The following is an 18,668-nucleotide window of genomic DNA, read 5'->3' as shown; positions in this document are numbered from 1 at the left end:
GGTGGCCCGCCTGCCTCTGGTTGCCCTCGGTGACATGCCGGCCGCGTTGCAGGACGCGGTCGAGCGTGGGCAACGTAGCCGCATGCTCAGTTCCGTCACCCCAGTTCAGGTCTGGGCGCACCGTCCCGCGGCCGCTTTGGCTTGGCTAGAGCTGATGGAAAGTTTGCATAGCGACAGCCTGCTGCCCGAGCGCTTGCGCGAGATGGTGCGCCTGAAGATCGCCAGCATCACCACCTGCCAGGCCTGCCAGTTGGCGCGCAAGTCGGACACCGTCACAGAACAGGACATCGCCTGCATGGCCAGCGACAGCGCGCAATTCAGCCCTGAGGAAAGGGCGGCGCTGGACTACGCTGAGTTGTTCGCCAGCGATTATCTGGCCATCGACGACCAGCATTTCAGACGGCTCGAAGCCTATTTTTCTGCCGGCCAGATAGCCGAGCTGGGAATGTACTGCGCGCTGATGCTGGCAGGCGGACGCATGACGCTGGTACACCAGGCCTATTGAAAATTGTCACGCATTCATGTTTGGTGATCAAAAAAGTCATATTTGTTCAGTTGTAGTTAAATAAGGCCTACCATTACCCAGCGTATAGGGGCTCTGCCACGGCCTGATAAAAAATAATGACAATAAAACAGGAGATGATCATGTCCACACCGGCACAAAGCGACCTGACCAAGGCATTCACCGATGTAGCCAGCAATTACCGGGGTACCAGCGACATCGATCTGCACGCGACCTACCGTGACATGCGCGCCAATTCCCCCGTCCTTCAAGACAACTTCATGGCACGCCTCGGGGTGCCGTCCATCGCCGGGCTGGATGCCACACGGCCCACCTTCACCTTGTTCAAGTATGACGACGTGATGGCTGTGATGCGTGATGCCGGCAACTTCACCAGCGGCTTTATCGCCGAGGGTCTGGGTGCCTTTTTCGATGGCTTGATCCTGACCGCGATGGATGGCGAGGCGCACAAGAACATCCGCAGCCTGCTGCAGCCGGTGTTCATGCCCGATACCGTCAACCGCTGGAAGGAAACCCGGATCGACCGGGTGATTCGCGAGGAATACCTCAAGCCCATGGTGTCGGCCAGGTCGGCCGATCTGATGGACTTCGCGCTGTATTTCCCCATCCGTGTGATTTATTCGCTGATCGGCTTTCCCGAAGACCGGCCAGAGCAGATCGAGCAGTATGCGGCCTGGGCACTGGCGATCCTGGCGGGGCCCCAGGTGGACCCGGAAAAGGCCGCTTCCGCACGCGGCGCGGCAATGCAGGCGGCTCAGGCGCTGTATGACGTGGTCAAGGACGTGGTAGCGGAGCGCCGTGCCCAGGGTGGTACGGGTGATGACCTGATAAGCCGCCTGATCCAGGCTGAATACCAGGGCCGATCACTGGATGATCATGAGATCGCGACCTTCGTGCGGTCGCTGCTGCCTGCGGCTAGTGAAACCACCACCCGCACCTTCGGCACCCTGATGTCTCTACTGCTGCAGCACCCCGAGGTGTTGGAGCGGGTGCGCAATGACCGCAGCCTGGTGAACAAGGCCATCGATGAAGCGGTGCGCTTCGAGCCCGTGGCCACCTTCAAGGTGCGCCAGGCCGCCAAAGACCTGCAGATCCGCGATGTACCTATCCCGCAAGGGGCGATGGTGCAGTGCATTGTCAGCTCCGCCAACCGCGACGAAGACGCCTTCGAACACCCCGACGTGTTCGACATCGATCGCAAACCGAAGCCTTCGTTCGGCTTCGGCTTCGGTCCGCATATGTGCATCGGCCAATTCGTGGCCAAGACCGAGATCAACTGCGCGCTGAACGCGATTCTCGACCTGATGCCCAACATCCGCCTAGACCCGAGCAAACCCGCGCCGCAGATAGTAGGCGCGCAGCTGCGCGGTCCGCATTACCTGCATGTGCTGTGGGATTGAAGCAGCCCCTGGTCGTCGCTGACAGCCTTGCATTCGACTAAATATGAACACAAATAAAAAAAGTGTTTAATTCTGTTTGAATCTGCTCTATGCTTCATTCACAACAACAAGCCCGAATGCGAAGGGGATAGCCATGAAAGTTGAAGATCTGATTCTCGTCAGTGTCGATGACCACGCGATTGAGCCGCCCAATGCCTTTGCCCGCCATATGCCGGCCCGCTTCAAGGGGCGCGAGCCGCATGTGGTCAAGAAAGGCGAGCGCGACGTCTGGGTGTTCGAAGAGCAGGCCACCGGCTACATGGGCTTGAACTCGGTAGTCGGCCGGCCGAAAGAGGAATACGGCATGGAGCCGCTGGGCTACGACCAGATGCGTCGTGGCACCTGGAACATCAAGGACCGTGTCGACGACATGAACGCTAACGGCGTACTGGGCTCCTTGTGCTTCCCCACCTTCCCGGGCTTTGCCGGGCAGCGCTTTCAGGTGCACGGCGACCGCGCCGTGTCGCTGGCTGCAATCCAGGCCTATAACGACTGGCACCTGCACGACTGGTGCAACGCCGCTCCGGGCCGTTTCATCCCGCTGATGATCGTACCGTGGTGGGACATGAAGGCCGCTGCCGCTGAAGTCGAGCGCCTGGCACGGCAAGGCGTGCATGCCGTTTCGCTGTCGGATAACCCGGCCATCCATGGTTACCCGTCGATTCACAGCGACTATTGGGACCCACTGTGGAAGGCCTGTAGCGACAACAAGGTGGTCATCTGCTGCCATATCGGTACTGGCGTGAAAGCGAACCATGCGTCTGACATGTCGCCTATCGATGCCTGGATCACGTCCATGCCCATCTCCATCGCCAATTCGGCGGCCGACTGGATCTGGGCGCCAATGTGGAAGAAATTCCCCGACCTGCGCATGGCCCTGTCCGAAGGGGGCATCGGCTGGGTGCCTTATCTGCTGGAGCGTGCCGACTTCACTCACCGCCATCACAACGCCTGGACCAACTCCAACTTCGGCGGGAAGATGCCTAGCGATATCTTCAACAAGCACTTCATCACCTGTTTCATTGAGGACAATTTCGGCCTCAAAAACCTGGATTTCCTCAACGCCGACATGGTTACCTGGGAGAGCGATTACCCACACTCCGACTGCACATGGCCCAACTCGCCGGAAACCGCCTGGGAAGGGCTGCAACACCTCTCCAAGGACGTCATCGACAAGGTCACCCATCTGAATGCGATGCGCGAGTTTTCCTTCGACCCATTCTCCATCCACGGTCGCGAAAACTGCACGGTGGGTGCGCTGCGGGCCCAGGCCACACACGTCAGCATCGAGCCTGCCCTGGGCCTGGGCGGCGCCGACCATGGACGCCATGACAACAAGCCTGTCACCTCCGGCGACATCAATGCGATGTTCGCCCAGGCTGACGCGCAAACCGCGTTGTAAGTCGCCCACCTTGCTTCAGGTGTCGCGCATCGGCGGCTGAAGCAAGGGGGCGGTTCTGTGGTCGCCTCAAGCGGGGCGATTGCGCCTGTGTTCAGCGTTAGAGAGCGCATATGGCCATCAGTCAATTCAGCTACAGCTCCATCCCTCCCGAGGCCGAGGCGCTTCGTGCCGAAGTCCGGGAGTTCATCCAGGTCCACCTGGCCGATTCCCCGCCGACCTTGCGTGCCCATTCATGGATGGGTTTCGACGCCGATTTCAGCAAGAAGCTGGGCGCCCGCGGCTGGGTCGGCATGGCGTTGCCCAAAGCCTACGGCGGCGCTGCGGCGGGGCCGTTCGCCCGCTACGTGATCATCGAGGAACTACTGGCTGCCGGTGCGCCGGTGTCGGCCCATTGGATCGCCGACCGGCAAAGCGGGCCGCTGATCAATCGGTTCGGTACGGAACAACAGAAACAGCGCTACTTGCCTGCCATCTGCCGGGGTGAAAGCTACTTCTGCATCGGCATGAGCGAGCCCAATTCCGGCTCTGATCTTGCGTCCATCAAGAGCAATGCAGTCCGTGAGGGGGACAGCTGGCTGCTCAACGGGCAGAAAGTCTGGACTACCAACGCCCACCATTCGCAGTACATGATTGCCCTGGTGCGCACCGGCGAAAAGCAGGCCGCGCGCCACGAGGGCATGTCGCAATTCATCGTCGACCTGAGCCTGCCCGGCATAACCATCCGGCCGATCCGCGACTTGGCCGGCGGCGAACATTTCAACGAAGTGTTCTTCGACAACGTGCGCTTGCCGGCCGACGCGTTGATCGGCAGTGAAGGCAAGGGCTGGGATCAGGTGACCGCCGAACTGGCGTTCGAGCGCAGCGGCCCCGAGCGCTTTCTCAGTTGCATGGCGCTGCTCACTGCCTTGATCGACGCACTCGGCAAGGCGCCGGATGCCTTGCAGGCACGGGAGGTGGGACGCCTGTCGGCCAAGCTGCTCACATTGCGCAACATGTCGCTGTCCGTCACCGCGCAACTGGCTGCAGGCGAACATCCTGCGTGGGCCGCTTCTTGCGTGAAAGACCTGGGTAATGTGTTTGAACAGGAATTGCCGGAAGTCGCGCAACTGCTGCTGGACACCGAGCCGCGACAGGAGGGTGGCAGCGAATACGCACGGGTGCTGGCTTACCTGACACAGATGGCGCCGTCCTTTTCACTGCGTGGCGGTACGCGCGAGATTCTGCGCGGCATCATTGCCCGGGGCCTGGAGTTGCGATAATGCGCGAACTATTTGAGACGATGATCGAACGCCTGTTTGCCGACCTGGCCACCCCGGCCTATGTGCTTGGCTGCGAGGGCGGCGAGTGGCCAGCCGAGCTGTGGTCTGCGCTCGATGAGTCAGGCTTTACCCTAGCGGGCACCGCCGAAGCGCTGGGCGGCGCGGGCGCCAGCTGGGCGGATATCTATGTGATGGTCCGCGCCGCCGGGCGCTATTCGGTGCCGGCCCCGCTGGGCGAGGCCTTGCTGGCCAACTGGCTGCTGAGCAAGGCCGGCCTTGAAGGGCGCGAGGGCGCCTTGAGCATCGCCGCCCATGCCGATTTGACCCTGACCGATGGACACGTCAGCGGCACCGCCCGCGCCGTACCCTGGGGGCGCAATGTAGATGCCGTGGTGACCGTCGCCACGACCGATGCAGGTACACCGCAGGTGGTGTTGCTGCAACGCAGCACGGCCTGCGAACTCACCCCCAGCCTCAACGTGGCGGGAGAACCGCGCGATGATCTGGTCTTCCGCGGTGCGCGGGTAGTTGCCCACGCACACCTGCCAGACGGGCTCGGTGTCGATGTCCTGGAGCTTGGGGGCGCGATGCTGCGCTCGGCGCAGACCGCCGGGGCGCTGCATGCGTTGCTGGACATGACCGCCAACTATGCGCGAGAGCGCAAGCAGTTCGGCAAGGCCATCGGGTCGTTCCAGGCGATCCAGCAACAGCTGGCGGTACTGGCCGAGCAGACGGCCGCTGCCAGCATTGCCGCTGAAGCGGCCTTTTGCGAGTCCGACGACGGGCTCGCGGCATTGACCATCGCCGTAGCGAAAATCAGTACCGCCGACGCCGCGAGTGTCGGCGCCAGCATCGCCCATTCGGTACACGGCGCCATCGGCTTTACCGAGGAATACCCCCTTCATCTGCTCAGCCGAAGGCTGTGGGCATGGCGCAGCGAGTTTGGCTCGGCCAGCCTCTGGAGCCAACGCCTGGGCGCACAAATCTGCCAGGGTGGCAGCGACGGGTACTGGCCGTTGTTGACCCACCACAGCGAGCAACCCTTGACCGGCCTTGCGAGCAATCGACTATGAACCCTTTTCTTCAGATCGAGCGCGAGGGCGGTATCGTCACTGTGCGCATGAACCACCCGGACACCCGCAATGCCCTGACCACACCGGAGCAGATCCAGGAGTTTGTCGATCTGTGCGCCGCATTGCGCCGCGACAAGTCCGCCAGGGTCATGGTGCTGACCGGCAATGGCAGCGCCTTTTGCGCCGGCGGCAATGTCAAGGATATGCACGAGCGTGCCGGCATCTTTGCAGGCTCGCCCTATGAGCTGCGCAACACCTACCGTGACGGCATCCAGCGCATTCCGCTGGCGCTGTACGACCTGGACATTCCGGTTATCGCCGCCGTCAACGGGCCCGCGATTGGCGCGGGCCTGGACCTTGCCTGCATGTGCGACATCCGCCTGGCATCCACCTCGGCGGTATTCGCCGAGAGCTTCGTACGCCTGGGTATCGTGCCGGGCGATGGCGGCGCCTGGTTGCTGCCGCGGATCATCGGCGTTCCCAAGGCGAGCCTGATGTCCTTTACCGGCGACACCATCAATGCGGTCAAAGCCCTGGAATGGGGGCTGGTGGAGCAGGTGTGCACACACGAGACGCTGATGGCTGAAGCGCGTTCGTTGGCCGAGCGCATCGCCAGCAACCCGGGGCACTCGCTGCGCCTGTGCAAGCGCTTGCTGCGCGAAGGGCAGCACATGCGCCTGGACTCACTGCTCGAGCTGTCGGCGGCTTATCAATCGCTGGCCCACCACACTGAAGACCATCAAGAAGCCGTTTCGGCGTTTGTCGAAAAGCGAAATCCCGACTACCTCGACCGGTGACCGCATAAAGGCACAACCGACGGAATTTTGGAGTATTGAAGATGCGTGGCGTTTTCCGTGAAGACCACAACATGTTCCGCGAACAAGCGCGCCGGTTCGTCGATCGCGAGATCGTGCCCTACCTGCATGAGTGGGAAAAGAACGGCATAGTGCCCAAGGAGCTCTGGCTCAAGGCGGGGGAGACCGGACTTTTGTGTTCTACCGTGCCCGAGGAGTACGGCGGGCCTGGCGGGGACTTTGGCCACTCGGCCGTGATGATCGAGGAGCTGGCGCGGGCCAATGCCACCGCGGTAGGGTTTACTACCCACTCAGAGATCGTTGCCCCTTACATTGTCGCCTACGGCAGCGAAGAGCAGAAACAGCGCTGGCTGCCCCGGATGGTCAGCGGCGAGCTGATTGGCGTGATCGCCATGAGCGAGCCGGGTATCGGCAGCGACCTGCGCTCGATGCGGACCTTGGCGCGCCGGGAGGGCGATGATTACATCATTTCCGGGCAGAAGACCTTCATCACCAACGGGGGCAATGCCGGCCTGATGGTGACCGCAACCAAGCTCGACCTCAGCGCCAAAGAGCTCACCCTGATTTGCGTCGAAGAAGAGCGCCAGGGGTTCTCCAAGGGGCGGTTGCTGGAAAAGATCGGCCTGAAGGGCCAGGACACCGCCGAATTGTTCTTCGACGATGTGCGGGTGCCTGCCGGCAACCGGCTCGGCGAGGAGGGGCAGGGCTTCAAGTACCTGACTCACCAATTGGCGTGGGAGCGCCTGATCATCGCGATCCGCGCCGCACAGTCGATCCAGACGCTACTGGAAGAGACCATCGAATACACCCGCGAGCGGAAGGTATTCGGCAAGCCGGTGCTGGATTTCCAGAACACCCGCTTCAAGCTCGCCGAAGCAAAGGCGCAGTTCACCATGCTGAGAGTATTTGTCGATGATTGCCTGGCCAAGGTCATGCGCGGCGAGCTGCCCGCGGATGTGGCGGCCATGGCCAAGCTGCTGGGCTCGGAGATGCAGGGCAAGCTACTTGACGAGTTCCTGCAACTGCACGGCGGCTATGGGTTCATGAGCGAGTACAAGATCAGCCGGGCCTGGGTCGATGCGCGTGTTGCGAGGATCTACGGCGGTACCTCGGAAATCATGAAAGAGATTATCGGTCGCACGCTGTAGGCGCCGACGGGCAGGGCGTGGCAGTGCTACCCGTAAAGTCACCGGAGAAATGAAAACAATGAGCCTTTATCGAGCGTTCACAGGTGTTTGCTTGTGTCTTGCTTGCTTGTTCGCCATGGCGCAGCCGCCGTCGAGTGACGTCTACGATGCTGAAAGCCAGCGCGCTCGTGCACTGCTGGCGAAGGCGGTGGCCCGTTACCAGGCCAGCGGCGATAACGCCCTGGCCGAGTTCAGCCGCCAGGGTGCGTTCGTCGATGGCGAGTTGTATATCTACGTGGTCGATACCTCTGGGGTGATGCTGGCCAGCGGCGGGCCATCGGTGTCGCTGGTCGGCAAACCGGTGGTGAGCGTGCTGGACGACGACCTCAAGGCCGCGTTTCGCCAAGCTATGGAGCAGCCCGCTGATGGCACCGTGCGCAGCGCCGAGTATCGCTGGTGGAACTGGCAACATGCCAAGGTAGAGCGCAAGCGCGTGTTCTATCAACGGGTGGGCGAGCGGGTGATCTCCGTGGGCTATTACATGCCGCGCTCCAGCCCTGAACGGGCCCGTGAACTGCTGCAGCGGGTCGTGGACCAAGTGCACAAGGACCCAAACGCGGCCTTTGCCCTCATCAACCAGCACGACAAAGAGCTCACCCAGGATGACCTGTATGCCTTCGTGGTGGACATCAAGAGCCAGCGCTTCGTTGCCCACGGCTTCCTGCCGCGCCTGATCGGTACGGATTTCAAGTCGCTGCGTTCCACCGATGGCCAGCCGATTGGCGAGGCTATGTTGCGGCAAATGCAACAGCATGAAACCGGTGAACTCGACTACCTGTGGCGCAACCCCATCACTGGGCAGAACGAGTTCAAGAAAACCTTATTGCAGCGGGTAAACGGGTATGTGGTTGCGCTGGGATACTACAGCGGTCAGTAGGCCGGCGCATCCCAATGCGCAGATCCTTTCGATCATCTGCTTCAACTTCATCGGGTACATATGCAGCGGCTTGCCGCTGGCGGTGCTGCCGGGCTTCGTGCTGCATGACCTCGGCTTGGGCGCGGTGCTGGCTGGCGCGGTGATCGGTGTGCAGTACGTAGCGACATTGCTCGCACGGCCGCTGGCTGGCAGCGTGGCAGACCGCTTTGGGGCCAGGTGCTCGGTGCTCTGCGGGCTCGGCGGCCTGATCGCTAGCGGTCTGTCGACCTGGCTTGCGCTTACGCTGCTGGCTCCAGTGTCGCTGTGCCTGGTGCTTCTGGTGCTGGGCAGGATCATCTTGGGTCTGTGTACCGCCATGATCTCCACGCCCTGCTGTACCTGGGCGATTGGCCTGAACGGTGTACCTAGCACCGCCAAGGTGATGTCTTGGAACGGCATCGCGGCCTATGGCGGTGTGGCGGTTGGCGCGCCGTTGGGAAGGTTACTGGGCAATACGTTCGGCATTGCCAGTGTCGGGCTGTGCAGTGCTCTGCTGGGCTTGGTATTTGTGTTCATGGCCCTGGGCAAGCGCCCGGCGCCGGTAGTGGCTGGGGTGAGGCTGGCCTTTCATCGGGTACTGCTGGCGGTGCTGCCCAATGGGATTGTGCTCGTGTGCAGCTCGGTTGGATACGGTGGGCTCATGGCATTTGTAGCACTGTATTTCGACAGCCTGGGTTGGCAGGGTGCGGCGTTTTGTCTGAGCGGGTTTGGTGCGGGTTTCATCGTGGCGCGGCTGGCATCGCCGGGCATTCTGCACCGGTTGCGCGGCTATACGGTGGTTGCTGGCTGCCTGCTGGTACAGACGAGCGGCCTGCTGCTGGTCGGGCTGGCGCCGTCACCGGCACTGGTGATCGCAGGGGGCGCCCTCACTGGCATCGGCGTGTCGTGGGTCTATCCAGGGCTAGGCATGGAAACTCTGGCGATGATCCCTGCGGCTAACCGAACCTTGGCGCTCAGTGCACTTTCATTGTTTTTTGACGTCGCAGTCGGGGTGGCTGGGCCGGCGCTGGGCCTGGTTGCTGCAGGCTACGGCTACGCTTGGGTGTTCCTTTGGTCTGCACTGTTGTCAGGGAGCGCTGGGGGGCTAGTTCTTCACCTGTATTGGAAATCCAGTTCTTCCCACCGTTGAACTCAATCTTTAGGGGCAGTAATCATGAGCAATTCCATTTACGATATTCCCTTGCAGCAGATCGATGGCACAGCCAGCACCCTTGGCCGTTATCGCGGCAAAGTTCTATTGCTGGTCAATGTGGCTTCGAAGTGCGGGCTAACCCCACAGTATGAAGGTTTGGAAAAACTCTATCAGCGCAAGAAAGACCAAGGGCTGCAGGTGTTGGGTTTCCCAGCTAACAATTTCAAGGAGCAGGAACCCGGCAGCGACACCGAAATCGCCGAGTTCTGCTCGTTGAACTACGGCATACAATTCCCGCTGTTCTCGAAGCTGTCGGTCAACGGCGAAGATCGGCACCCGCTATACGCCGAGCTCACGGCTGCGCAACCCGAGACGATTGGTGAAGGCCCATTCAGGGAGCGGCTCAAGGGCTATGGCATCGTGGCTGATAACCGCACGGACGTGCTGTGGAATTTCGAGAAATTCCTAGTAGACCGGATGGGAAAGGTTGTCGCCCGTTTCGCTCCCGATGTGGCGGCTGACGACCCACGCTTGCTCGAAGCAATCGACGCTCAGTTGGCCAGTGGGGTATAAATCTGTGCTGACAATAGGTACGGTCAAGGCGCTTCACACACACCTTGGGCACCTGCGTGCCGAACACAGCACGATAGCGCTGGTGGCCACCATGGGCAACTTGCACGACGGGCATATCGCGTTGGTTGAGCTGGCCAAGCAGAAGGCCGACGTCGTGGTGGTCAGTATCTTCGTCAACCCCCTGCAGTTCGGGCTTGGCGAAGATCTGGCCAATTACCCCAGAACGCTGCAAGCCGACAAGGAACGCTTGACGGCTGTAGGATGCGATGTGCTGTTTGCACCCACCGTCGAACAGATGTACCCGGATGGAATGCAGGATGTCACTCTCGTCAGGGTGCCGCGAGTTTCTCAAGGGTTGTGTGGCGCCTCGCGCCCTGGCCATTTTGATGGCATGGCAACGGTGGTCATCAAGCTGCTGAATGTTGTCCAGCCGGACGTGGCGATCTTTGGTGAAAAGGACTACCAGCAGTTAGCGGTCATCCGTGCAATGGTGCGAGACCTCAACATAGGGACACAGATCGTGGGGGCGCCGACAGTTCGTGCCCAGGACGGCTTGGCACTCTCTTCCCGAAATGGCTATCTGAGTGAGGAGCAACGTTCGATGGCGCCGTTGCTGCACAAGTGCCTGGTGGACCTAGCCTCATTGCTAAAGCTAGGGCAGGAGGTCGGTCCCTCCTTGAATGGTTGCCGACAGCGGTTAGAGGCAGCAGGGTTCGAGCTTGAGTACCTGGAGGTCAGAAACGCGCAGAGCTTGGAACCGGCGACACACGATGACGACCACTGGGTGATTCTGGGCGCAGCTCGTCTAGGTAAGACGCGGCTTATCGACAACCTTGTGGTCGATGTTCACGTTCCAGCGGTCGCTGTCCCTTGAATGGGAGTCGGATTCTCTACTACAGGCGCTATCTACTGCGCGATTTGCCCGTCGCTTGTATGGCCCTCTACGCCTCTAGATGCAACAACCAACTGCGAGCGGAGAAAACAAATGTCTCGAGTCTCTTCATCGCATGTCAACGCTGAAACACACGAGCGCGTGCGTCAAGCCGCGCTTGAACTATTCACCCAGAAGGGATATCAATCAACCAGCCTGCGCGACCTGGCATCCTGCCTCGGGATGCAAGCGGGGTCCCTGTACAATCATATAGAGAACAAACAGTCGCTGCTCTACGAGCTGATGGAAGAAGCGCTGGACGACCTGTTGGCCAATACACGCACCAGTGTCAAGCAGGGCAAAACTCGTAATGAGCGTATACGGCTGTTCGTCCAAGCGTCGCTGGATTTCCAGAAGCGTGAGGGCAAGCGCATGATCCTGATCAATCGCGAGATGATCAATCTCTCTACCGAGCAGCAAGAACATATCAAATCCCTAGTGGAGGATTATGCCCGCTGCCTGAAGTCGGTGATCGCCGGTCAGCCTGCCAAGGGGCATACTTTCAATCACCGCTTCGATCTTTTAATTGTGGTAATCATTGGCATGCTGCAGGGCTCGCACTTTTGGGACCGCGGCGAGGCCGCTTCATCGCCTAGGGATGAGGTTGACCAGCTGACCCGTATTATCAATGGTGCGATAAGTGCGACCGTTGCCTGACTGGGGCTTCGTACAACGCCGTTTGCAGATCGAATACCCGAACCGGCATTTCCTGTCGGAGGGGCGAACTGTCGTAACTTTTGCGGAATACCCCGCGGCATGCATCACGGGGCTTTTTGTTAGCAAGTTAGAATATGGCGGTTAGCGAGTTGTACTAGGGATGGTCTGAAATAGCCGGATATTATCCGGCTATCGAGCGGTCAGCACTTCAAAAAACGACGCACGCCAGGATTTGATCGATCCTCTTTGATTTTTCGGGCCCATCGGCCACTGCGCAGCAGCCATTTTCTGTATTACACGCGTACCTCTCCTGCGTTCGCCAACAAATGTCGACGTGCCATCCACAGGTTCGACAGAGCGAACAGCGTCACCATCTATACGGTGTTTTTGACCAAGCCCCGAAAACGCACTTTTTCATAGCCAAACTGGTGCTTGATCACCCGGAACGGGTGCTCGACCTTGGCTCGAACCTGAGCCTTGGCCTTCTCGATCTTACGTATCGCTTTGTACAGGGCACTGCGTTTTCCATGCTTTTGTAAGTGCTGCGTCGGGCTGCAATTTGCCAAATGACCTCACGTCCCGCGTGCTCTTCACGCTTCTCGGCCCCGGTGTAACCCGCATCAGCGCAGACCACGGCTTCCTCACCGTGCAGCAGTTTGCCGACTTGCGTGACGTTCGCAATATTGGCCGCCGTGACAACCACTCTGTGCACCAGGCCCGACTCGTCATCGACACCGATATGGGCTTTGGCACCGAAGTAATACTGATTATCCAGCTTGAAAGGGGGATGAAGACCGCCACGGCGAGAATGTAGGCGGTGATCCCCACGTTCAGGTCGAACGGCGTGACGCCAAAGGCGGCCATGGTGGGCAGGGCGGTCGCGATCACCGTTGCGTCAAGGTTCTCCATGAAGAAGGTCACCGCGACCACCCAGGCGATCAGGCGCGTTTGCATGCTGAGGCCGGTCTCGGTCGTGACACTGGGGGCTTGCGTGGTTGGAAGTGTCACCGATGCGATCCTTATTGGGGTCAGCGGTTGTTGAATGCGGGCGAGACCAGGCTCAGCCCCGCCAGCCGCTTGGCGTACTCCTGCAGCAGAGGGGCGACCGCTTCGACTTTCTCGGGCGTCATGCGTACGGACGGCCCGGCGATGCTGACCGTGCCGATCGGTCGTCCATCGTCCACATGGCGGATGACCGTGGCAATGGCGCTGGTGCCGGGCTCATACACGTCGCGGACCACGCCATAGCCTCTGGTGCGGGTTTCTTCTATCCGCTCCATCAGTTCTCGAAGGGTGCGTGGTGCGTTGGGGCCCATACCTTGTGCCCGCTCCATGCCCTGTTCGGCAATCAGCTCCAGGGCTCGCTCTTCAGGCTCGGCGGCCAGCCAGGCCAGGCCATTGTCGGTTGCCGGAAGGTAGACATCGGCACCGGCATCCGGGTCGTAGCGCAGCCCGCTCCGGGCTCCCTGGGACTTGGCGACCCAAATCAACTGGTTTTCTTCAATGACCGCGAGCCGGATCAGCTCGCCGGTTTCCTGGGCCAGTTCGTCCAGCAGCGGCTGGGTGGCATCTATGATGCCGCTGGAGGCCAGGTAGGTGAGTCCCAGTGAGGCGAGTTTCACCGTGAGCAGGTAATGGGTCGTCGGGTTGGAGGGTACAGGCGTGCAGGTCGGGCGCAACCACGTGGTGGTCGACGACTACTGCAGGACCGGCGAGCCCGGGGTGTCTGCCATTGGTGACCTGGCAGGGTCGCCTTGGCTTGCGCACAAGGCCAGCCATGAAGCCATGATCTGCGTCGAAAAGATCGCGGGCCAGCAGTCTTAGCCATTGCAGTCGCAGAACATCCGGAGTGCATCTATGCCTATCCTCAGGTTGCCAGCATGGGCCTGACGGAAACTCAGGCTCGGGCGCGGGGCAATACAGTCAAGGTGGGACGCTTTCCGTTTTTGGCCAACGGTAAGGCCATTGCCATGGGGGGCGGCCACAGGGTTCGTCAAACTGGTGTTCGATGCCAACGATGGCGAGTTGCTGGGGCGCACATGGTGGGGCGAAGAGGTCACGGAAATGATCCAGGGGTTCGCCATTGCCCGCACGCTAGTGTACTGTCTCAAAAATAAGTATTCCATTTGAGCTACGCTTCCTTGGTCAAACAGGACGCGGGGTGGAGCGATGAATTCTCAAGACATCGTGCTCAGTGACGATGAACAAGTTGAACTGAACCGACGAGTTCGGTCTGCCACCATCAGCCAGCGCGATGGCCGTCGAGCGCGTGTAATCTTGCTGGCCTCTCAAGGTCATTCACGTAATGAAATCGCTGAGCTGACAGGCCTCTCCGTAGTTTCCGTCACCCGCTGGTGCAAGCGGTTTCAAGCACTGCGTCTTCAGGGTTTGGTAGATTTGCCGGGGCGAGGCCGCAAGCCTTCATTGCCTGCCGAAGCCTTGCAGCGAACACTTGAGCAGGTCACTCAACCGCGCATCGGTCAGCCACGCTGGAGCTGCCGTAGCATGGCGCGTGTCGCTGGTATTTCTCCTGCCAGCGTTCAGCGGATCTGGGCTGCAAACGACATCAAGCCGCACCTCACCCGCACCTTCAAGCTGTCCAATGATCCGCAGTTCGAAGAAAAATTCTGGGACGTTATCGGCCTGTACCTGGCGCCACCGGATAAGGCGTTGGTGCTCTGCTGCGATGAAAAGAGCCAGGTTCAAGCTCTGCAACGCACGCAACCAGGCTTGCCATTGGGCATCGGCCACATCCGCACGCAAACCCATGACTATGTCCGCCACGGCACGCTAACGTTGTTCGCCGCCATGGACTATCTGCAAGGTCGGCTGATCAGCAGCATCGAAACCCAGCATCGGCATCAGGAGTGGCTGGCCTTCCTGAAAAAGATCAACCGAGAAACCCCCAAAGGTCTGCAACTGCATTTGATCGTGGATAACTACGCCACTCACAAGCATCCCGTGGTCAAGGAATGGCTTAAGCGGCATCCACGATTCCACCTGCATTTCACCCCGACTTCAAGCTCCTGGATGAACATGGTTGAGCGCTTCTTCCGGGATATCACCGTTTACCTGCGCGACGGCAGCTTCAGTTCCACACGTGAACTGGCCAGCTCCATTACCACGTTTTTAGCGCTGCACAACGCTCAACCCTCTCGGTACGCCTGGAGCGCGAAAGGTGAAGACATCTTGCGCAAGATCCAGGGTGCCCGAGAGGCAATGGCACGCGAGAGCAAAGAGAACGTTTTATCTGAGACAGGACATTAGTCCCTTATTGATGAATCTGTTCATGCACTATGCGTTCGATGCCTGGATGCAAAGATCTTATCTGGGATGTCCGTTTGCCCGCTATGCCGACGATGCGGTGGTTCACTGCCGCAGCGAGAGGCAGGCGTGTGAGGTCATGACGGCCATCAAGGAACGCTTGGAAGCATGTCTGCTGACCATGCATCCGGAAAAGTCAAAGATCGTCTACTGCAAGGACAGTAATCGCAAAGCAACGTACCCGACGACGCAGTTCACGTTTCTGGGATTCACCTTCCGACCACGGAAGGCGTGGGGTAATCAGGGACGCGTGTTTACCAGCTTCCTGCCCGGCGCCAGTAAAGAAGCTCAGAAGCGGATGCGTCAGCAAACGCGTAGCTGGAATATCCAGCGACAAACACCGGCCAGCCTTCTGGAACTGTCGCAGCAGTACAACGCTGTCCTTCGTGGATGGTGGAATTACTATGGAGCTTTCTACAAAACGGTTATGCGTAAGGTCTTCAATCACTTTGATTTGAAGTTACAACGCTGGGCACGTCAGAAATACAAACCACTGGCGGGGCACAAGCGCCGCAGTGCTGATTGGCTCAATCGAATGAAGAAGGCATGCCCATCGTTGTTCGTGCACTGGCATGTTTATGGAAATGAGGCTCGACTGGGCAACGGGAGCCGTATGAGTTGAGAGGCTCACGTACGGTTCTGCGAGAGGCTGAAGGTGAAACCCCTACGGCCTACTTACCAGCGATTCACTGGAGCTTTCGAGAGGGCCAACCCAAAGCCCTGAGTTGATACTCGTTCACAGCTTGGAATTGAGATTCAGCGATTTGACGCAGCCGCTCAATTTATTCAGCAGGGCACTGAGAAGCCTGCGCCTCGTGGTAGCGCTCCAGCGCGTCTATCGCGTCGATATACATGGGGTGGTCAGGGTAGAGGACTGGTGTCTTACGCTTCACTCGGTGACAACGCCTCATTGAATGGTCGACGGTGGCTTGCCTGCTTTCAGAACCTGAAAGTCGATGACGGCTGGTTCAGCGAATCCGCCAGTACGTGAAGCCGCTCTACCTCATGGCCTAGTAAACCAGAGGTCTCCGCATCGTTGAATGGTCGAATAACCTCTAGTGCTGCAGCATCAGCGGCTCCGGTGAATTTCTAGAATTCTCACTACCTTTGCATTCGAAATGTATGGTTTGCCTTGGCCAGGAGGAGGGGTGTAGAGCTGGAACGAAACCTCGGCTTCCATCACATCCTTCGGGCCAATCGGGCGTACCATTCCATTTTGGTAGTCATCAAGCCATTTCAAATCACTGATGTTGGCGTTGTACCGACTGCCTGTCGTGACGCTGACCATTGACCATGCTCCTTTGCCAATGTTCACGGGTGCTCGTACGTACAGGCGATCTACGCCGTTGAAGCTTGTTGTGAGGCCAAGAAACATGTTTTTCGGATTGGCATTGAAGCGCCAATGGGTGTTGATGGGGGTGACATTCTCAGTGTCCGCCAGGGACGTCTCTACGCTTTCTTCTGGCAAAAGCTTTTTGTTAGCCTCAGAGAATTTTTGCAGCGCGTAAGCAAGCTCTTTCCTATCGATCTTCGGGTTGATCATCTGCGGGTTGTCAGATTTGGTCAGTTCGTTTTCAAGCACTGATGCGATGGCATCGACCTCGCCTTCAGTAGCTGTGCTTTGAACGCCTGAAAGCGTATCCGCAAGCTGGAAACCTGAATCTATGATGGCTGAAGACATCCACTCTTTAACGCGACCAGGTACCGCTCTGATGAAGCTCGCAACAGACCCAGCCTCAACGCTCTCCAGTTGGAGCACGAAATCCTCTGTGTCGCCTAAGGCATGCACAATGACCTGGCCAAATGCCTGGTAAGCCTCGATGTAGCAACTCATAGCCTGGAAGACATCTGCCGGACGCTGGCGCTTTTCGGCGAAGTCAATTCTGATTTTCAGCGTTTCGGACATGCCAGACTACTTCCTTGAGAATGGTTGTTACTGCCAGCTGAAATCGACGCTAATCACAACTGGCATCACTGAATCATGCTTGGCGAGGAATTTCTGGAAAGGATTCTACAACCGATGATGGCAAATTGTCGTCACTCGGGAGCCGTTGATGGTAATCGGTGCGGTGGCAGATAGCAGCACTCCCGCCTTACGCTGCCCGAAGCGGGGTACCCAATGGAGGCGCCCTTTCGAGCTGTGCCTACTCAGGTTAATTTCGTTGCGGAAAACGGGGTACGCTTAAGGCCTTAGCTCAGATACCCGACATGGGATTATCTGTCTGACCTATTTGGTGGTCCTCCCATAGGGCCGTGGGCGCACCCGTTGAAAGCTGCGTAGAATGAGTCCAGAATCAAGGCTATTCCCGTTTTCGGGATGGCAGAAAATCCTTTGCTTTCAAAAGCTCGCAGGCCCGATGCGAGTCTCGTTTCCCGCTCCAAATATAGATCTACAGAGTTCCATGGGAGTCTGTAAGTCGTTGAAAAAAGGGCCTTATGGCCCTTTTTTCGTTCCCGGCGGAAACCACTGAAACCGGCAGTATCCGGGAATTTCAAGGCCAGATTTGAGGCCAGAATTGGAAATGCCCCAATTCGCTTTTCCGGTGGAGCTTGGTGGAGCACGAGACGAGCATGGAAGTGCTGGATCGTATCGAGTCTCGCGATACATTTACCATGGCGGAAAAGTGTCGGACCTGGCTGAGTCAGCTGTTTCGTTATGCGCTGGTGCGGATCGCTGGCCTTGAGCACAACCCTGCGGCCGACTTGGACGTTGTGGCGATGCCGAAGCCTCCAGTGGAGCATAATCCTTTCCTGCGTATGGCTGAGCTGCCCCAGCTGCTAAGTAAACTCCGTACTCATCACGGCGGTCAGCAGACTCTTTTGGGGATTTGGCTTTTGCTACTCACTGGTGTGCGTACCGGTGAGCTGCGCTTGGCAACGCCTGATCAATTCGACTTGGAGCGTGGGCTATGGGTTATTCCGCCAGAGGTGGTCAAGCAGTTGCAGCTCAAGATGCGCAAGAGCCGTATCAGCGCCTCCAAGGTACCCCCATACGCCGTTCCGTTGTCAGTTCAGGCGATCGAAGTGGTGAGTCTGCTAGCGGCATTTGCTCGCCCATCGAAGCGACTTGAGTAAACGCATCAGCGAGAACACTTTGAACAGTGCGCTGCGGCGTAAGGGCTTTGCTGACAGACTCACCGGGCACGGCATGCGAGCTACCATCTCAACGGTCCTCAACGAGGTCTGCTACCCGAAAGCATGGGTTGACGCACAGCTTTCACACGCCGACCCCGATAGGGTCAGCGCTTCGTACAACCACGCCGAGTATGTTGAGCAGCGCCGGGCAATGATGCAGGACTGGGCGAACCGACTGGATCTCTGCGCGCAAGGGAATGTGCAGGCAGCAAGTGCACCCTTAACAATACGCCTGGAAGGCACAGCGTCCGTGTTGGCGCGGTCTGACGCCAATGCCGAAGATGCGCTCATCATTAATTTGA

17 protein-coding genes and 4 pseudogenes are annotated in these 18,668 nt (G+C 59.0%); 17 read left to right on the top strand and 4 right to left on the bottom strand.

Translation table 11 applies throughout. The annotated features are described in order from the left end of the window. The first annotated feature begins 1 nt into the window (after position 1). From TZ03_RS03105 to TZ03_RS03050, 12 genes are all read left to right on the top strand, one after another. The gene (locus tag TZ03_RS03105; protein ID WP_177328426.1) at positions 2-505 is read left to right on the top strand and encodes a carboxymuconolactone decarboxylase family protein; all 504 of its coding nucleotides are present in this window, start codon (positions 2-4) and stop codon (positions 503-505) included. 140 nt (positions 506-645) lie between these two features. After that, positions 646-1,923: a cytochrome P450 gene (locus TZ03_RS03100; RefSeq protein ID WP_051095685.1), complete on the top strand. Its 1,278-nt coding sequence runs from the start codon at positions 646-648 to the stop codon at positions 1,921-1,923. Positions 1,924-2,056: 133 nt separating this feature from the next. Next, entirely contained in the window at positions 2,057-3,364 is a 1,308-nt protein-coding gene (locus TZ03_RS03095) for an amidohydrolase family protein (protein ID WP_051095684.1), read from the top strand. 110 nt (positions 3,365-3,474) lie between these two features. After that, positions 3,475-4,623: an acyl-CoA dehydrogenase family protein gene (locus TZ03_RS03090; protein ID WP_051095683.1), complete on the top strand. Its 1,149-nt coding sequence runs from the start codon at positions 3,475-3,477 to the stop codon at positions 4,621-4,623. After that, on the top strand, positions 4,623-5,696 hold the full coding sequence (locus TZ03_RS03085) for an acyl-CoA dehydrogenase family protein (protein WP_051095682.1): 1,074 nt from the start codon (positions 4,623-4,625) through the stop codon (positions 5,694-5,696). The genes TZ03_RS03090 and TZ03_RS03085 overlap by 1 nt, the downstream gene beginning before the upstream one ends. Then, on the top strand, positions 5,693-6,493 hold the full coding sequence (locus TZ03_RS03080) for a crotonase/enoyl-CoA hydratase family protein (RefSeq protein WP_051095681.1): 801 nt from the start codon (positions 5,693-5,695) through the stop codon (positions 6,491-6,493). Before TZ03_RS03085 ends, TZ03_RS03080 begins: the two co-directional genes overlap by 4 nt. A gap of 41 nt (positions 6,494-6,534) precedes the next feature. Continuing rightward, the gene (locus TZ03_RS03075) at positions 6,535-7,659 is read left to right on the top strand and encodes an acyl-CoA dehydrogenase family protein (RefSeq protein WP_051095680.1); all 1,125 of its coding nucleotides are present in this window, start codon (positions 6,535-6,537) and stop codon (positions 7,657-7,659) included. Positions 7,660-7,717: 58 nt separating this feature from the next. Next, on the top strand, positions 7,718-8,575 hold the full coding sequence (locus tag TZ03_RS03070) for a cache domain-containing protein (RefSeq protein ID WP_051095679.1): 858 nt from the start codon (positions 7,718-7,720) through the stop codon (positions 8,573-8,575). After that, positions 8,541-9,743: an MFS transporter gene (locus TZ03_RS03065; protein WP_051095678.1), complete on the top strand. Its 1,203-nt coding sequence runs from the start codon at positions 8,541-8,543 to the stop codon at positions 9,741-9,743. The genes TZ03_RS03070 and TZ03_RS03065 overlap by 35 nt, the downstream gene beginning before the upstream one ends. A gap of 24 nt (positions 9,744-9,767) precedes the next feature. Then, the gene (locus tag TZ03_RS03060; RefSeq protein ID WP_051095677.1) at positions 9,768-10,319 is read left to right on the top strand and encodes a glutathione peroxidase; all 552 of its coding nucleotides are present in this window, start codon (positions 9,768-9,770) and stop codon (positions 10,317-10,319) included. 4 nt (positions 10,320-10,323) lie between these two features. Beyond that, entirely contained in the window at positions 10,324-11,193 is an 870-nt protein-coding gene (gene panC, locus TZ03_RS03055) for a pantoate--beta-alanine ligase (protein ID WP_051095676.1), read from the top strand. Positions 11,194-11,304: 111 nt separating this feature from the next. Continuing rightward, positions 11,305-11,907, top strand: a complete 603-nt coding sequence (locus TZ03_RS03050) for a TetR/AcrR family transcriptional regulator (protein ID WP_053388390.1) — start codon at positions 11,305-11,307, stop codon at positions 11,905-11,907. 374 nt (positions 11,908-12,281) lie between these two features. Here TZ03_RS03050 and TZ03_RS28235 read toward each other — a convergent pair. The 3 genes and pseudogenes from TZ03_RS28235 to TZ03_RS03035 all read right to left on the bottom strand — a co-directional run bounded on the left by TZ03_RS28235 (position 12,282) and on the right by TZ03_RS03035 (position 13,529). After that, positions 12,282-12,646: pseudogene (locus TZ03_RS28235) on the bottom strand (transposase). Positions 12,647-12,675: 29 nt separating this feature from the next. Continuing rightward, a pseudogene (locus TZ03_RS28230) lies at positions 12,676-12,861 on the bottom strand (MFS transporter); the annotation flags it as partial. A gap of 74 nt (positions 12,862-12,935) precedes the next feature. After that, positions 12,936-13,529: an IclR family transcriptional regulator gene (locus TZ03_RS03035; RefSeq protein ID WP_053388389.1), complete on the bottom strand. Its 594-nt coding sequence runs from the start codon at positions 13,527-13,529 to the stop codon at positions 12,936-12,938. A 25-nt stretch (positions 13,530-13,554) separates the two neighbouring features. Here TZ03_RS03035 and TZ03_RS31880 point away from each other — a divergent pair, with 25 nt between their 5' ends. The 4 genes and pseudogenes from TZ03_RS31880 to TZ03_RS03025 all read left to right on the top strand — a co-directional run. Beyond that, positions 13,555-13,731 (top strand): FAD-dependent oxidoreductase, encoded by a 177-nt coding sequence (locus TZ03_RS31880; RefSeq protein WP_201775704.1) that lies wholly within the window; start codon positions 13,555-13,557, stop codon positions 13,729-13,731. Beyond that, positions 13,698-14,024: a hypothetical protein gene (locus TZ03_RS31875; protein ID WP_374700446.1), complete on the top strand. Its 327-nt coding sequence runs from the start codon at positions 13,698-13,700 to the stop codon at positions 14,022-14,024. The genes TZ03_RS31880 and TZ03_RS31875 overlap by 34 nt, the downstream gene beginning before the upstream one ends. Positions 14,025-14,076: 52 nt before the next feature. Next, positions 14,077-15,174, top strand: a complete 1,098-nt coding sequence (locus TZ03_RS03030) for an IS630 family transposase (protein WP_051095673.1) — start codon at positions 14,077-14,079, stop codon at positions 15,172-15,174. Beyond that, positions 15,170-15,853 (top strand): annotated as a pseudogene (locus TZ03_RS03025) (reverse transcriptase domain-containing protein); the annotation flags it as partial. The gene TZ03_RS03030 and the pseudogene TZ03_RS03025, both read left to right, overlap by 5 nt. A 447-nt stretch (positions 15,854-16,300) precedes the next feature. Here the strand turns inward: TZ03_RS03025 and TZ03_RS03020 are convergent. Continuing rightward, a complete protein-coding gene (locus TZ03_RS03020) occupies positions 16,301-17,137 on the bottom strand; it encodes a hypothetical protein (protein WP_051095672.1) in 837 nt (278 codons plus the stop codon). A gap of 665 nt (positions 17,138-17,802) precedes the next feature. Between TZ03_RS03020 and TZ03_RS03015 the strand changes: the two are divergent. Further along, positions 17,803-18,643: pseudogene (locus tag TZ03_RS03015) on the top strand (tyrosine-type recombinase/integrase); the annotation flags it as partial. Positions 18,644-18,668: the final 25 nt, after the last annotated feature.

Origin of the sequence: Pseudomonas sp. 10-1B (assembly GCF_000935045.1) — a bacterium.
Classification (GTDB): domain Bacteria; phylum Pseudomonadota; class Gammaproteobacteria; order Pseudomonadales; family Pseudomonadaceae; genus Aquipseudomonas.
This window is presented reverse-complemented; position numbering and strand designations above follow the sequence as displayed.